This window comes from Pseudomonas sp. GW821-FHT01E05, assembly GCF_059422425.1.
In genome coordinates, this window is record NZ_JBWKWW010000007.1 from 371,244 (window position 1) to 388,466 (window position 17,223).

Genomic DNA, 17,223 nt, shown 5'->3' on the forward strand with positions numbered 1-17,223 from the left:
TCCGCGGCGCACGTGCCTCTACGTTTTTCTGGATTGAACACTGCTGCCATGCATGACCAAATCGAAAACATCTATTCGCTGACGCCGCTGCAAAAAGGTCTGCTGTACCACGAGGCCTATGCTCCCGAGTCCCGGGTCTACTACCAGCAGATGAACATCGCCCTGGCCGGTGACCTCGACCTCAACGCTTTCCGTCAGGCCTGGCTGGCCCTGATGCAACGCCACGCGGTATTGCGCACAGCGTTTCTCTGGGAAGAGCTGGACGACGCCTATCAAGTCATCCTCAAGGAAGTCGATCTGCCGCTGCGCGAAGTCGATTTGCGCGGCAACCCGCCAGGGCTGGCAGCCCTGGCGGCGGAAGATCACGCTCAGGCCTTCGAGCTGGGTGCCGCTCCGCTGATGCGTTTGACCCTGGCGCGGCTGGACGATCAAAACGGCCAGGCCCACTGGTCGTTGTTGTGGACCCACCATCACTTGCTGCTCGACGGCTGGAGCGTCGGCTCGCTGCTGGCGGACTGGCGCGACCTGTATCGCGCGGCACGTCGAGGGCAGCACGCGGCGCTGGAAACGGTTCGCCCGTTCCAGGATTACGTGGCCTACCTCAGCGAACGCCCATCCGCCGATGAGTTCTGGCGCGGCCGCCTGGCGGACTTCGCCAACACCACCCGCGTGCCCGAGTCCGACCCGCGCGGCCTGCTCGCCGACCCGGTGGAGGCGCACCTGCCCTGCACCGAACATCTGCGTGTGCTGGATGCGGCAACGACTGCACGCCTGAGCGGCTTCGCCCGCGACAACAACCTGACCGTCAACACCCTGCTGCAAGCGGCTTACGCTTACCTGCTGGGCCGCCACAACGGTAGCGACGAGGCCTTGATCGGCGTCACCGTGGCCGGGCGTCCGCAGCGGCTGAGCGGCGTCGAGCGCATGGTCGGTCTGTTCATCAACACCTTGCCATTACGGGTGCGCTGGGACGATGCGCCGACCGTTGGCCAATGGCTGGCGGGCATCCAGGACTGGAACGCCGAAATGCGCGAGCACGAACACACACCGCTGGCCAGTCTGCGGGCGTTGACCGCGCTGCCGCCCGGTGGCGAGTTGTTCGAAGCGATCATGGTGTTTGAAAACTTCCCGTTCCCCCGGGAGCTGGATCAGATCGACGATGGCCTCGTCGGACTGCCGGACGCCGACCACACCGCGCCTTCGCGCCACACCGGCGGGCGCAACAACTATCCGATGTCACTGATCGCATCGATGGAAGGCGACAGCTTGCAGCTGCATCTGGTGCATCAGCGCAAACGCTTGTCCGATGCTGCCGGTGCCCGCCTGCTGGAGCAATTGGTGGTGCTGCTCGAAGAACTGAGCCGCGACGCCAATCGACCGCTGGCCGAGGTGCCGCTGTGCCAGGCGCAGGAACTGAGCCTGACTCGCACCTGGGGCAACGGCGCGCCCCTCGAATTGCCTGATGCTCCGCTGCACGAACTGATCGCCGCCCAGGCTCGCCGCCATCCCGAACGTGAAGCCGTCCGCGACACCCATGGCGTCTTGAGCTACGGCGAACTGCTTGAAGCCTCGAGCGGACTGGCCAGCGCCTTGCGCCAGCGCGGCCTGCAACAGGGTGATCGCGTAGCGCTGGCCCTGCCCCGCTGCAACGACACAGTGGTCTCACTGCTGGCGGTGATGCAGGCCGGCGCTTGCTTCCTGCCGCTGGACCTGGGCCAACCAGCCTCGCGCCTGAGTGCGCTGATGGCCAGTGCCGACGTGGACTTCATCATCGGCTCGCCGGCCTTCGACACCGGCACGGCGCAAGTGATCGACGCCTCGGCCCGCGCCACCGGCATCGACCTGCCCGCAGTGGATCAACAGGCCTGCGCCTATGTGATTTACACCTCCGGCTCCACCGGTACGCCCAAAGGCGTACGCCTGTCCCACCGCGCCATCGTCGCCTATATCACGGGCATTCTCGCCGAGTTGGGTTGCGCCGAGGCGGAACAACCGTGGCGCCACGCGCTGCTCTCGACCCTGGCGGCGGACCTCGGTTACACCCAGTTGTTCGGTGCGCTGGTCAGCGGTGGCAGCCTGTTGCTGGTGGACGACGACACCCGCGCCGACCCGAACGCCCTGGCACAGTGTTTTGCCGAGTTCACACCGGATCTGGTCAAGCTCACGCCCAACCACTTGCACGGTTTGCTCGCCGCTCACCCCGACGCAAACTTGCTGCCACGTCGCGCTTTGTTGCTCGGTGGCGAAGCGCTGCAAGGCACGTTGCTCGACGCGATCCGAGGGCTTAGTCCGCAACTGGCGGTCTACAACCACTACGGCCCGACCGAAAGCGCCGTGGGCATTTGCCTGTCGCGCATCGACCAGCCACTGGCCGGCGTACAACCGCTGGGCCATCCGCAGCCGAACCGCCAACTGCGGGTACTCGACAGCCACGGTCACGTCGTGCCGGTCGGTGTGCCAGGTGAACTGTGGGTCGGCGGCGAAGGCCTGGCCATGGACTATCTGGGCGATCCGGCGCAAACCGCCGCTCGCTTCACGACCGTTGCCGACCTGCCCCGCGCCTACCGTACCGGCGACCGAGTGCGTTGGCTGGAATCCGGTGAACTGGCGTTCCTCGGGCGCGTCGACAACCAGATCAAACTGCGTGGCTACCGCATTGAGCTGGGCGAAGTCGAAGCGCAAATCAAACGCCTGTCGAGCAACATTCAGCAAGTGCTGGTCCGTGTTGTGCAACCGGCCAACGAGACACCGCGGCTGATCGCCTGGCTGGTGGCCAGCACCTCGATGTCCACCGAAAAACTGCGTTATGACCTGGCCCTGCGCGTACCGGATTACATGGTGCCGGCGGACTTCATCGCGCTGGATGCGATCCCGCTGAACGCCAATGGCAAAGCGGACATCGCCCGCCTGCCATTGCCCGATGCCCCGACCAGCCAGGACACCTACGAAGCCCCGCGCGATGCGGTGGAAATCGCTTTCGCCGAGATCTGGCAGGATGTGTTGCGGGTCGAGCGCGTCGGCATTCATGACAACTTTTTTACCTTGGGCGGCGATTCGATTCTAAACCTGCAAATCATCGCGCGCGCCCACCAGCGCGGCATGAAGCTGACGCCCAAGCAGTTGTTCGAAAACCGCACCATTGCCGAGATTTCTGCGGTGATCAGTCAAGGCGCGAACTACAGCCGGGACACCAGCAGTGTTGCACGCAATGTTCCGCTGACCGCGGGCCAACACGCCCGCCTCGAAGCCGGCCAGTTAGCGGCAGACTGGCGCTGTGTGGCGTTGAATGCGCCGATCAGCCTGGAGGTGCTGGACCGCGCGATATTGGCCCTGCAACAGCAACACCGTGCGCTGCAACTGGGACTGACCCAAGAGGCGGACGGCCGCTGGGCGCAAAGCCTGCCGAGCATGCCGAAACCGGTCAGCGCCAGTTGTCAGCCACTGAACGTTGATGACTCGAACGCACTGGCCGAGCTGGCCGAAGCCACCCTGGCCACGCTGGATCACGTGGCAGGCGAAGGCTGCCACGCCTGCCTGTCGGCGCAGGGCGACGCCGTGCTGTTGGTTACCCACCCCCTGCGTCTGGATGCCAGTTCCTGGGCTTTGCTGATGACCGACCTGGCGCTGGCCGTGGCTCAAGCGCAATACGATCGTGCAATCGAATTGCCGCGTCACGGCGGTAATCTGGATGAATGGGCCGAACACCAAAACCGCTGCGCCCGCGATGAAGACGGTCTGGAATCGGCCTGGGAATACTGGCTGCAATACGCCGGTGAAACCCTGCCATCAACCACGCAGGACAACGTGGCGACTGAAAGCCGCGTGCAGATCTCGGCGCCACTGAGCGCTCGTCTGAAACTGCTGCAACGCCGCAGTCACGCACCGTGGGCATCGCTGGTGGCCACCGCCGTCGCTGCAGAATTGGCGCAGCAAAGTGCCGAACAAGACGTCTGGCTGACCCTGGATCGCGGTCGTTGCGAGCGTGCCCGTTTGCCGCTCACCAGTCCCTTGAGCCGCACCGACTTCAACCCGGCCACAGTGATTGGCGTGCTGAGCCACGCCGTTCCCCTGCGTCTGAGCGTGACACCCACCGGCAGTGCCGCGCAGTTACTTGGCCAGATCGACGCGCAACTGGCCGCCGCCCCACACACCGGTGACGACTACGGCGTGCTGCGTTACCTGGCCGACAACGACTACTTGCGCGAACCGCTGCTGAGCCTGCCGCAGCCAACCGTGCATATTGTCATGGCCGGCGAATGGCAGGCCCCTGAAGGGCCGTTGGGCGAGGTTATCGCCACCAGCGCGCCAATCGATGCCACCGGGCTGACCCTGTCCGTCAGCCTGCAACACGGTCAACTGCAAATCGACTGCCGTGGCCCAGGCGCCGAACACTGGGCCGAGGCGCTGGAGCAGCGGCTGGCCCTGCTCGCTGCCGACGCCGAGCAAGCCATCCCGGGTGCCCACGCGTTCCCGTTGTGCCGCGCCGCCGGCCACGATCTCACGGCCATGGGCGCGAACTTCGACTGGGCTGGCATCGACGACCTGCTGCCCCTGTCGCCGATGCAGGAAGGCATGTTGCTGCACACGCTGCTGCGCCCCAACAGCGGCATTTACCTGATGCAGCAACGTTATCGCTGGGACGGCGAACTGGACCGCAGCGCCATCGAATACGCCTGGGCCCGGCAACTGGCCCGGCACCCGATGCTGCGCACCGGTTTCTGGTGGCAGGATGGCAAGGCTGCGCTGCAATGTGTCTACCACGACACCGACCCGGCATTCGCCTGGTACGACTGGCGTCACCTCGACGAAGCGACCCGCCAGCGCCAACTGGATGCCGTGCTGGACGCCGAATGCCGGCACGGTTTCGACATGCGCCGCCCGCCGCTGACCTTCCTTCGGGTATTCCAGGTGGCCGATCAGGAGTTCCTGATCGTGCGCAGCTTTCATCACATCCTGACTGACGCCTGGTGCTTCGGTCTGCTGATGGCTGACCTGTTCGCCCACTACCAGGCACGCGTATTGGGCCAGCCTGTGGCGCGTCCGTTGCTGCCGCCGTTCAGCAACTACATCCATTGGTTGCAATGCCAGGATACGTCCATCACTGAACAATTCTGGACCCGCGAACTGGCCGGTTTCAGCGCACCGACGCCGTTGGTGGTGGATCGTCCGGCCGTGACCGAGCAAGCGGTCGAAGCGGTGGCCAACCTGGACGTCACCCTGTCGATTGCCGACACCCGTGCATTGACCGCGTTGTGCCAACAGCACCAGCTCACGCCCAACACCTGGATTCAGGGCGCCTGGGCCTTGCTGTTGTCCCGTTACAGCGGCAGCGACGACGTGCTGTTCGGCGTCACGGTGTCGGGACGTCCGACGGAGTTGCCGGGAGTGGAAGACATCGTCGGGTTGTTCATCAACAGCCTGCCGTTGCGGGTCAAGGTCGACGATTCGCAAACCGTGGTGCCGTGGCTACAAGCGCTGTTCGCGTACAACTTCGAGTTGCGCGCCTACGAACATGCGCCGCTGGTGGACATCCAGCGCTGGAGTGAAATCGAGCACGGTCGCTCGCTGTTCGACAGCCTGGTGGTGTTCGAAAACGCGCCGTTCGACGCCGGCCTGTCGGACCGCCAGGTCGACTTCAACGTCGACATCTACGAAGACCGCGTGCACACCAACTACCCGATGACCGTGGTGCTCTACCCCGGCGATCGCCTGGGCATTCGCCTGACCTACGACGCCGCACGTTTTGACACCGATACCGTGCAACGCATGCTCGGCCACCTGCGTCAGTTGCTGACGCAAATGGTTGCGCAGCCTGACGCGCCACTGGCAACGCTGTCGCTGCTGACGCCGGAAGAACGCCAGACACTGCTGGTGGACTGGAACCGCAGTGAACTCGACTTCCCGCTGGATCAAACCTACGCCGAGCTGTTCGCCCGGCAAGTGGCGGAGCATCCGCAGCGCATTGCTGCCGTGTGTGGTGCCGACAGCCTGAGTTACGCCGAGCTGGATCAGCGCTCGAATCGCCTCGCTCGTGCGCTGATCGAAACCGGCGCCGGTCGTGACACGCTGGTGGCCTTGGCCGCCGAACGCGGGTTGCCATTGCTGAGCATGATGATCGCCGTGCTCAAGGCTGGCGCGGCTTATCTGCCGCTGGACATCAAGCATCCGCCACAGCGTCTGAGTGAAATCCTCGAACTGTCCGGCGCGAAGATTCTGATGACCAGCGAAAGTGCCGACTCGGTTATCGACCCGGCACTGGCCACCAGCTCCGCGACCCCGAGTCGCCTGCGCACCGAAGCCCTGTGGCTGGCGGGCGATGCAACGCCACTCAACGTGGCGGGCAGCCCTGATGATCTGGCCTATGTGATCTTCACCTCAGGCTCCACCGGCACGCCGAAAGGTGCCATGGTCGAACAACGGGGCATGCTCAACAACATCTTCGGCAAAGTGCCGACGCTGGGCCTGTCGAGCGCGGACCGGATTGCCCAGACCGCCTCCCCGGCATTCGACATTTCGGTCTGGCAGTTCCTCGCCGCACCGATCCTCGGCGCCACCGTGCACATCCTGCCGGACGTGATTGCCCACGACCCCGAACGCCTGCTGCAAGCGCTGGAGAACCAACAACTGTCGGTGCTCGAAGCCGTGCCGACGATGATCCGCGCCCTGCTCGACCTCGCCCGCACCGACACGCAACTGTTGGCGCTGCGCTGGTTGCTGCCGACCGGCGAAGCCCTGCCACCGGCGCTGGCCCAGGCCTGGCTGAGCCGCTTTGCCCATGTGCCGCTGATGAATGCCTATGGCCCGGCGGAATGCTCGGATGACGTGGCGTTCCACCCGCTGACTTCTGTGCCTGAAGAAGGCGGCACTGCCATGCCGATTGGCCGGCCGACCGCCAACAATCATCTGTACCTGGTGGACGCCGCGTTGCGGCCCGTGCCAGTGGGTGTACCGGGGGAAATCTGCGTCGGCGGTGTCGGCGTCGGTCGCGGCTATCTCAACGATCCGCAGAAAACCCGAGCCGCGTTTGTCGCGCATCCGTTTGAACCCGGTGCGCGTTTCTACCGCACCGGTGACCTGGGACGCTGGCGTGCGGACGGGGTGATCGAGTTCCTCGGTCGCCGCGATCAGCAGGTGAAAATCCGTGGCCACCGGATCGAACTGGGTGAAATCGAAGATCACCTCGGTCGTCATCCTGCCGTGCAAGCGGTAGTGGTAATCGTCAATGCCGACCTTCGAGGCGACTTGCAACTGGTCGCGTACTGGACCGGCGACGACACGCCGGTGGCGGTGCTGCGCGAATGGCTGGCCCAACGTCTGCCGTCGTACATGGTGCCGGCGCATTGGCAAAAACTGGAAGCACTGCCGCAGAACGCCAACGGCAAGGTCGACCGCAAACTACTGACCGCACGTGCGCTGGACAGTAGCGACCTGAGCGAACAACGACTGCTGAGCAGCGACACCGAGCAGCAACTGGGTGCAATCTGGGCACAGATTCTCAACGTGTCGGCGATTGGTGCCGACGACAATTTCTTCGCCCTCGGCGGACACTCGCTACTGGCGACGCTGGTGGTCTCGCGGATTCGCAGCCAGCTCGCCGTGGACCTGCCGTTGCGTGCGGTGTTCGATCACCCGGTGCTGGAAAACCTCGCACGCGCCATCGACAGCGCTCGCTTGCAGGGGGCGCCTTCGGCCCTGCCGGCGATCACCGTGGCAGACCGTTCGCAACCGCTGCCGTTGTCGTTTGCCCAACAGCGGTTGTGGTTCCTTGAGCAACTGAACCCTGGCTCCAGCGGTTTCAACATTCCGTTCGCTCTGACCTTGACCGGGGCGCCGAATGTCGAAGCCTTGCGCCTGGCGTTCGAACAACTGATCGCCCGCCATGAAGTGTTGCGCAGCACCGTGCACAGCGATCATGGCGAACCGTGGCAGCGGATCGAAGTGGCGCAGGCGTTTGCCTTGCCGGTCACCGACCTGCAACATGTCCTGGCGCACGAACAGGAGCCGGCCATCCAGGCGCAATTGGCCGAGGTCTTCGGCCAACCGTTCGACCTGACGCAGGCGCCATTGATTCGGGCGCGGTTGCTGAAACTGGACGCGCAGACTCATGTGCTGGCCATCGCCATGCACCACATTGCGGTGGACGCCTGGTCGATTGCACAACTGGTGGACCAACTGGCCACGGACTACATCGGTTTCGGCACTGCCGCTCCTTGCATAGCCACCCCGGCCCTGCAATACGCCGACTTCGCCGTGTGGCAACGCACGCACCTGCCGGGTCCGGTCTGGCAGCAACAACTGGCCTACTGGCGCCAGCAGTTGCAAGCCACCCCGGCGCCACTGTTGTTGCCGGGCGCCCAGCCCCGCGACCACGGCGGGTGCGCGCGTCATCGCAGTCGCCTGCCGGCGTCGCTGGCCCGGGCCATCGGCGAGTTGGCCACGGCTCGCGAGGCTTCGCCATTCATGGTGCTGCACAGTGCGCTGAACGTGTTGCTGCATCAGCAAACCGGGCGCGAAGACCTGCTGGTGGGCACCGACATCGCCAACCGTCATCAGCAACAAACCGAAGACATGGTCGGCTTCTTCGTCAACCAGTTGGTTCTGCGTTGCCGCGTCACGCCGCAGCAGACGTTCGATGAGTTGCTCCGAGATGCCCGCCGCGTCGCACTGGATGCCTTTGCCCATCAGGACTTGCCGTTCGACGCCCTGGTGGCCGATTTGCTGCCGCAGCGGGACGCACGTCACACGCCGTTCTTCCAGGTCAAACTGGTGGTACAGAACACCCGTCAGCAGGACCTGCATCTGCCGGGGCTGGCGATCAGCGAGCGAGAACTGGAACCTCAGGCCTCGGATGTGGACCTGCTGATCAACGTCGTGGATGACGGCGAAGGCCTGCTGGTGGTGTACGACTACGACACCGGGCGTTACGCCAGTGCCTATATCGAACTGCTCGACAGCCTGTTCGTCTGCCTGCTGGAGCAACTCGTCCTGAACGCCGACACCAGCGTCGCCCAGTTGCTGCTGCCTCTCAATCAACTGCAACAGACCCGCCGCGATCAGGCTCAAGCCGCGCTGCGTGAAGCCGGCAGCGCGCGTCAGAGCACCCTGGGCCAGGCCCGTCGCCGCAGTGTCGTGAAGGATGCCGAACAATGATTGCCTTCGGCCCGTCGACCCTAGCACTCATGTCCCACTTTTTTGTACAGGTCTCAGCATGACTCAGACTCACGAAGACACGCCATTCGAAGGCTTCGAACTGTCGCCGCAACAGGCGCACCTGTGGCGCCTGCAACAAACTCGTCTGGCTCCGTCAGCGCAGCGGGCCACGCTGCGCATTCGCAGCGAACAACCACTGGACAGCTCACGGCTGAAAACCAGTTTGCTGGCGTTGATGCAGCGCCACGAAATTCTGCGTACCCGTTATCAACAACTGCCGGGCCTGTCGTTGCCAATGCAGGTGATCGACGATTCGATTGATGATTGGCTGGCGCTGGGCATCGAACTGCACGTGGACACCCAGTCAGCGACCTTGCACCTGCCGGCCTTGCATCTGGACAGCACCAGCCTGGGCTACCTCAGCGAAGAATGGGCGCGGGGCTATTTGCAAGCAGCGCCTCAAGAGCCGCCGCTGCAATACGCCGACTATGCTGCCTGGCGTCTGGAGTCGGTGGACGATCAGGGCCGGCAGTTCTGGGATGAGCAGTTCAACGCGGTGGTCGCAGACGTGCCGTTGCCTTGGCAGCGCCAAAACTCGGCGCCCACCGGGCTGATCAACCCTGGCCGTTTGCAACTGAGTCTCGACGACTCGAGCCTGCATCGCCTCGATCAGCAGGCGGCCAGTCTCGGCGTCAGTGCAGGGACGGTCGTGCTCGCCGCTTGGTTAACCTTGTGGCAGCGCTATAGCGAAGCCGAGCGCCTGACGCTGGCCTATGAGAACCAGGCGCGCCCGGAAGTGTTGGGCGATGCCCTCGGCCTTTTTTCCGAACCGTTGCCGCTGACACTCGACACCGCACCCGAGCTATCGTTTGCCGCGTCGTGCCAGCAACTGACCGAGCGCGTCGGCCTGCTCAATGATGCCCGGGACAGCTACCCGAGCCACTTGAGCAACGTACCGTCGCTGTCCGGCGTGGGTTTTCGCGAACTCGCGGTCGTGCCGCACAGCGCCCTGAATGATGCCGGTTGGCAGATCGAACAGGCCGACAGCGTCAGCGCCGGTTGTGCGCTGCTGTTGCAGTATCAGCCGCGTTCATCCAATGCTTTATCGCTGCATTTTGACGCTGCGCTCTACACGCCAGCCCATGTCGAGCTCCTCGCCGAGCAATTGCTGAGCGTGATCGAGCACAGCCTGCGTGAACCGTCCGCCAGCCTGAGCCGGCTGTCGACCTGCAGCGCGGCCGAGCAACAACGCGTGACCGGCGCACTGGCCACTTCGCCGCCCCTCAGCCCGGCGCAAGAACAACTTTATGCCGCCACCTTCGCCCTGCCCAACCTGGCCGCCTGCTTCGCTCAGGGCTCGGCCGCTAACGCCCAACGCCCGGCAGTCACCGGGCCGAGCGGCACCTTGAGCTACGCCGAGCTGGATCAGCGCGTCAGCGCCCTCACCCAGCAACTGCTCGCCCAAGGCCTGGAACCCGGAGCGCGGATCGCACACTTCCTGCCGCGCGATATCGGTGCGGTGGTGGCGCTGGTGGCGATTCTGCGCGCCGGTGCCTGTTATGTGCCGATCGATCCGGCGTATCCCGCCGAGCGTATCGAGCATATTCTGCGCGACAGCCAGGCACGCCTGGTGCTGACCCACCACTCCCGTGTGCAAGACCTGCCGGCAGACTGGCAACCGAGCGCACTGGCGATTGATCAAGCGATGCCGACAGTGCCGTTACGGGACGAGCCGACAGTCTCGCGGGACCAGCCGGCCTACCTGATTTACACCTCTGGCAGTACTGGCCAACCCAAGGGCGTGATCATCAGCCATGCCAACGCCCTACACTCTTTGGCGGCGCGACTGGCGGGGTATCCGCATCCGGTGGAACGCTTCCTGCTGCTGTCGTCGTTCGCCTTCGACAGCTCCATCGCCGGGCTGTTCTGGAGCCTGGCCCAGGGCGGTTGCCTGCACCTGGCCAGCGAAACCGAACAGAAAGACCCGCTACAACTGGCCCGATTGATCCGCAGCCACGGCGTGTCGCACCTGCTGGCCCTGCCTTCGTTGTACGCGTTGATACTGGACGAATTGGGCGATGCCCCGAGTCCGCTGAACACTATGATCGTCGCCGGAGAAAGCTGCCCACCAGCGCTGGTCGACAGCCACTATCGCCGCCAACCCGGTGCACAGCTGTACAACGAATACGGTCCGACGGAGGCGTCGGTGTGGAGTACCGTCGCGCTCTGCCAGCCCGATCAAGACGCGGCGACTGTGCCCATCGGCCGCGCCATTGCCCACACTCGGGTGTACTTGCTCGACAGCGACGGCGCCCCTGTGACCCGAGGGATCAAGGGTGAAATCCACATTGCCGGACCGGGCTTGTCCGAAGGTTATCTGGGCCTGCCGCAGATGACCGCCGAGAAATTCATCCGGGCCAGTCATCCATCCCTCGACGGTCAGCGTCTGTATCGCAGCGGCGATTTCGCCTGGCAGGATCTGGACGGACAACTGCGGTTCCTCGGGCGCACCGACTCGCAGATCAAACTGCGCGGTTACCGTATCGAGCTGGGCGAAATCGAAACCGCGCTGTGCAACGTCAGCAGCGCCAAACTGGCGGTGGTGTTGCTGGACACCACCCAGGCCGAGCCGAGCTTGCGTGCTTTCATCGAATCGACCACTCAACTTCAGGCCAGTGCCGTGCGCGAATCCCTGGCGGCGCTGTTGCCGGCGCACATGATTCCCGCCGACATTCAGTGGCTGGCGCAACTGCCGCGCACCGCCAATGGCAAGGTCGACCCTCGTGCCTTGCTGGCCCGTGCGCCAAACCGCAGCCTCGCGGCTTACGCAGCGCCCGAAGGACATGTCGAACAGGTGCTCGCGGCGGTGTGGCAAGAGCTGCTGGAGGCCGAAGTGATCGGTCGCCACGACGACTTTTTCGCCCTCGGCGGCCATTCGTTGCTGGTGGTGCGCATGACCGCCAGGTTGCGCGCCACGCTCGGCATTGAAGTGCCGGTCAACGTGATCTTCCAGCACCCGACGTTGATCGGGCTTGCCGGACAGATTACCCAGCCCGACGACCATACGACGGTCATTACCTTGCAGGCCGGCGAAGCAGGACAGCCAGCGCTGTTTTGCCTGCACCAGCCTGCGGGCGGGGTTCATCACTATGTGCCGATGGTCGCCGGATTGCCGAAGGACAGGCCGGTGTATGGCATTGCGCTGCCCGAATCGCTGCGCAACCAGGACCTCGTTGCATTGGCCAGCGAATACGTGCCACAGATCCGCCAGATTCAGGCTCAGGGTCCGTATCGCCTGGGCGGTTGGTCCATGGGCGGATTGCTCGCGCTGGAACTGACCCGGCAACTGGAGGCGCAAGGGCAAACGGTTGAGTGGTTGGGATTGTTCGATAGCACCTTCCACGCCGAGGACGAATCGCTGGCGTGGGATGCGCTATACACCATCGTGCAACAAGAGCTGAGCAGCGACGGTCGCCAACGACTGACCGCACTCGCCCCGGAACGTTTGACGGAACTGCGCACAGCCACTGCTGAGCTGGGTCGCGTGGATCAATTGCGTTTCGCTCTGCTGCAATGGTCGAGCGCCAACAGCCTGAGCCTCAATGCACCGCTGGCGTACGTCGAGAAAACCTTGAAGGTGATGGCCGACGCGCGCCGTTGGGTCAACGGCTATTCAGTGCCCACCGTGCGTGCCACCCTGCATCTGTGGTGGGCCGAACAGACCCTCGTTGAGCGCCCGACCCTGCCGGCGCAGTGGGACGCGATCAGCCAACGAACCTGTCATCATCAGGTCGCCGCCGATCACGACACGATCCTCGGGCAATCCGCCTTCCATGAACAACTCAACAAGTCGCTGGCCGTGGCCTCGACGGAAACCGTCGCATGAACCTGATTCTTTATCTCTACCGCCAATCGGCACGCCTGCTGGCACTGGCCTCGATCACCGGCGCACTGGGCGGTCTGGCCAGCGCGGGGCTGGTGATCCTGATCAACCGCGGGCTGGCCAACCCGCAGCAATTGCCGGAACTGGCCCTGGGTTTTTTCGGGCTGTGTGCCGGCATGCTGGTGAGCAAACTTTGCTCGGAGTTGTCGCTGCTGCACCTGACCCAAAGCGCGATTTTCCAGATGCGCATCGACTTGTCACGCAAGCTACTCGCCACCCCGCTCAAACGCCTGCAAGGCATGGGCAAACACCGTTTGCTGGTGATCCTCACCGAAGACGTGCACACCTTTACGGCGGCGTTCGAGTGGGTGCCGCTGCTGTTCGTCAACGCTGTGGTGACCCTCGCGTGCTTTGCCTATCTGGCCTGGCTGTCGTGGTCGTTGCTGGCGATTCTGGCGTTGTTTTTGCTGGTCGGTCTGGTGGCGTTTCACTTGGCCGAACGCGGGCCGCTGAGCCATCTGGAACGGGTGCGGCAACAAAAGGATGTGCTCTACCAGCACTTTCGCAGCCTGATCGAAGGCAGCAAGGAATTGCAGCTGAACAACGCCCGTGGCGAAGCCTTCGTCGAGCGGGTCATCCGTCCGGGCGCCGATGAGTTTCGCGTGCGGTTCCTGCGCGGCATGGCCGGGTATTCGGTGGTGGCCAACCTCGGCACGCTGCTGTTCTACCTCAACCTTGGCGTGCTGCTGTTTGTCGTGCCGTTCTGGCTGCCGCAACCGATCACCGTGCTGACCAGTTTCACCGTGACGTTGCTGTATCTGGTGCGGCCGATATCCGACCTGATGATCGCCCTGCCATCGTTGCGTCAGGCCAGTATCGCGCTGAACCGCATTCGCCAACTGGATGCCGAGTTGAGCACCGAAGCCCAGGTGGCCGCGCCGGTCGGTAACGTATTCGCCAGTGAAGGTCCGATGCGCCTGTTGCTCAACGGTGTATGCCACCGCTATCCCGGCGAACACGAGGATCATCCCTTCATGCTCGGGCCGGTGGACCTGGCGCTTGAACAGGGTGAACTGGTGTTTGTGGTGGGTGGCAACGGCAGTGGCAAGACCACGCTGTCAATGCTGATGCTTGGGCTTTATGCACCGGAAACCGGCTGTGTAATGCTGAACGGCGTGGAAGTGGACGACGACAACCGCGAGCAATACCGTCAGCACTTTGCCGCCGTGTTCGCCGACTTCCACCTGTTCGAACATCTGCTGGGCGACGACGGCCCGGACGCCGAACACCGCACCGCCGAGGCTACCCGCTATGTGAAAGCCCTGGGGCTGGGGCATAAAGTCAGCATCGTCGACGACCGCTTTTCTACCGTGGAGCTGTCCACGGGTCAACGCAAGCGACTGGCGCTGGTATCGGCCTATCTGGACGACAAGCCGTTTTATCTGTTCGATGAATGGGCCGCCGACCAGGATCCGACCTTCAAGCGCGTGTTCTATATGGAGCTGTTGCCGGAACTAAAGGCCCGGGGCAAAACCGTGATCGTGATCACCCACGACGACGCTTATTTCCAACAGGCCGACCGGGTACTGAAAGTCGAGAACGGCCGTCTGACCCAGGTCGAAGCCCACGCGGCTTATGCCTGATGAGGCGCTGTGATGCCAGCGCCCGGCACCAGCGGACAGTTGTCGCAGTACGGGCGCGCATCACCGAGTTGGTGGTGCAAGCAGCACACCTTGCGCATCAGCAACGGGACGCCGCTCGGGCCGGGGGCCAGTTGCAGGAAGCCGTACAGCGGATTGCGCGTGCCATCGGCCCAGTGCCGCTCCCGGAACAGATGATCGCGCCATTGCGGCGCGTGCGGCATCTGGAAGTAATCGAGCGCGACATCGATGGCGGCCGCCACGTTGTTCCACAGCAAGCGCTGGGCTACCCGCCCGGCGCTGGCCAGTGCCTGCACGAGAGGCGCCATGTCGTCAGTCAGCAGTTGTTGCGCGAAGCCCAACGGGTCGTTCAACGGCAGTACTTCGCCGGCGGCAAACACCTGAGCCACGGGCATGCCGTTTTCCAGCGCCACATGGGGATCACGCACGCTACAACGCAGATTTTGCGCAGCGGCGGCCAACGGCAAGGCCAGCGTCACGCAGATCAAATCCATCGACCACTGCGACACCAGCGCGGCCCGAGGCGCAGCGGGATAGTAGTGGGCGTAAAGGCCCAACAATTCAGTGCAGGTTTGCGGATCGCGAAACTCAATCAACCCACGACCTTCAACGTGGCTGCTCAATCGGCAGGTGCTGCGCAGAAAGGCGCCTTCGAAACGAAACAACTGATCGAGCAGGGCTTCGTCGAGCATTCGGGCGGTGGCTTGAAGAGACGTCATGAGGCTTCGTAACTGAGTTTGAGAACTGTTAACCTACCACGTTTTTTGAATTCCGAAGACTCAACACGGCGGGTCACCCCCCGAGTTTGCCAGGCAGGACGCTCTGATGTTCATCCATGATATGAAGTTACTGGCCGCGCCTTACTGGTCGGCTGAAGGTCGTCGTCGCGCGTGGCTGACTCTCGCCCTGGCCATGCTGGCGGTGGCCGGGATCATTGCGATCCAGGTGCGCTGGAACGAGTGGAGCCTGGGCTTTTACAACTCGTTGCAAAGCCTGGATGCCGCCGCGTTCGGTTATCACGTCGTGGAGTTGCTCGTGCTGGACGTCGCCTTCATTGCCTGCACCATGGCCAAGTTCCAGGTTCAACAACGACTGCTGATCAACTGGCGAGAAAAACTCACCCAGGCCTTTCTCGCCAAGTGGCTCGACAACCAGCGCTACTACCGCAGCCGTTTTCACAGCGTGACCTACGACAACCCCGATCAGCGCATTGCCGAGGACTGCAAGATCTTCGTCGAGCAGACCCTGGACCTGGGCCTGAACCTGCTTCAGGCGATCATTCTGGTGGTGCTGTTCAGCATGATCATGTGGCGCATTTCCGGCACCCTGGAATTCGAAGTCGCCGGGCATGCCGTCGCCATCCCCGGCTATATGTTGTGGCTCGCCTTGATCTACGCCGTGATCGGCAGCGGCATCGCGCACTGGATCGGCAGACCGCTGATCGGGCTCAATTTCCTGCAACAACGTCGTGAGGCGGATTTTCGTTTCGGCCTGACGCGTCTGCGTGAAGACGCCGAAAATGTCGCCCTTTCCCGTGGTCAGGGTTGGGAAAGCAAGCAGTTATTGGGACAACTGGGACTGCTGCTGAGCAACTACGGCAAGCTGGTTCGCTCGAAAAAACACCTGCTGGGCATCAATGCGGCGTATGAGCGATTCGCCTTTACCTTGCCGCTGTTGCTGGTGTCACCGCGCTTCTTCTCGCGGGAGATTCAACTGGGGCAACTGACCCAGATCGCTTCGGCTTTTGGCGAAATACAGGCCTCGCTGTCGTTTCTGATTCACAGCTACCCGCAAATCGCCGAATGGCGCGCGACCAAGGCGCGCCTGTGCAGTTTCTGGCGTGAACTCGACGCACTGCCCGCCCCGGTCGACCCCGTTACCCGTCGTACAGCCGGCCTGCGGTTGCATGACTTTGCACCGTTGAATGAGCACGGTTTACCGCTGTTCGAAACGCTGACGCTGACACTGGCACCCGGCGAACGGCTGCTGCTGCGTGGCCCTTCCGGCGTGGGCAAGACCACCCTGCTGCGCTCACTGGCGGGATTGTGGCCACGGCACCAGGGTCGCGCCGAACTGGACCGCGATGGCCTGCTCATTCTGCCGCAGCGGCCTTATCTACCCAGTGGTTCCCTGTATGAACTCTTGCATCAACAGGGCGAGGCCAGCGCAATCGACATTGATGAAACGCACCTGGAAGAAGTACTCAAACTGGCAGAGTTGCAGCATCTGCCGTTGCACGGCACCGATGACTGGAGCCGGCGCCTGAGCCCCGGCGAGCAACAGCGTCTGGCCATGGCCCGCGCATTATTGATTCGGCCACCGTTGCTGTTCCTCGATGAAGCCACATCGGGCCTGGACGACGATGCCGAGCGACGGTTGTACGAAGCGCTGGCGGCCACCAATATCACGCTGGTCAGCATCGGCCATCGTGAAAGCCTCACTGCCTACCACACCCGCGTGATTGACGTAGTGCCCACTGCTTCATCCGCCGCATCCAAACTAATCCCCGCCACCACTTTGGAATTCTGA

General features: G+C 63.4%; 5 protein-coding genes. 4 read left to right on the top strand and 1 reads right to left on the bottom strand.

All coding sequences use genetic code 11. The annotated features are described in order from the left end of the window. The first annotated feature begins 48 nt into the window (after nt 1–48). From AC07W5_RS18155 to AC07W5_RS18165, 3 genes are read left to right on the top strand one after another with little or no spacing between them, the layout of a single operon-like run. On the top strand, nt 49–9,150 hold the full coding sequence (locus AC07W5_RS18155) for an amino acid adenylation domain-containing protein (RefSeq protein WP_495024003.1): 9,102 nt from the start codon (nt 49–51) through the stop codon (nt 9,148–9,150). A gap of 58 nt (nt 9,151–9,208) precedes the next feature. Then, on the top strand, nt 9,209–13,036 hold the full coding sequence (locus AC07W5_RS18160) for a non-ribosomal peptide synthetase (RefSeq protein WP_495024004.1): 3,828 nt from the start codon (nt 9,209–9,211) through the stop codon (nt 13,034–13,036). Beyond that, on the top strand, nt 13,033–14,676 hold the full coding sequence (locus AC07W5_RS18165; protein WP_494994863.1) for a cyclic peptide export ABC transporter: 1,644 nt from the start codon (nt 13,033–13,035) through the stop codon (nt 14,674–14,676). Before AC07W5_RS18160 ends, AC07W5_RS18165 begins: the two co-directional genes overlap by 4 nt. Here AC07W5_RS18165 and fhuF read toward each other — a convergent pair. Then, complete coding sequence (fhuF, locus tag AC07W5_RS18170) at nt 14,667–15,413, bottom strand: siderophore-iron reductase FhuF (RefSeq protein ID WP_495010860.1); 747 nt, start codon at nt 15,411–15,413, stop codon at nt 14,667–14,669. The genes AC07W5_RS18165 and fhuF overlap by 10 nt on opposite strands. A 106-nt stretch (nt 15,414–15,519) precedes the next feature. Here fhuF and AC07W5_RS18175 point away from each other — a divergent pair, with 106 nt between their 5' ends. After that, nucleotides 15,520–17,223, top strand: a complete 1,704-nt coding sequence (locus AC07W5_RS18175) for an ABC transporter ATP-binding protein/permease (protein WP_495010861.1) — start codon at nt 15,520–15,522, stop codon at nt 17,221–17,223.

Coding starts and splice junctions, on each gene's coding strand:
- AC07W5_RS18155 (WP_495024003.1), top strand. CDS start 49: ATGCATGACCAAATCGAAAACATCTATTCGCTGACGCCGCTGCAAAAA.
- AC07W5_RS18160 (WP_495024004.1), top strand. CDS start 9,209: ATGACTCAGACTCACGAAGACACGCCATTCGAAGGCTTCGAACTGTCG.
- AC07W5_RS18165 (WP_494994863.1), top strand. CDS start 13,033: ATGAACCTGATTCTTTATCTCTACCGCCAATCGGCACGCCTGCTGGCA.
- fhuF (WP_495010860.1), bottom strand. CDS start 15,413: ATGACGTCTCTTCAAGCCACCGCCCGAATGCTCGACGAAGCCCTGCTC.
- AC07W5_RS18175 (WP_495010861.1), top strand. CDS start 15,520: ATGTTCATCCATGATATGAAGTTACTGGCCGCGCCTTACTGGTCGGCT.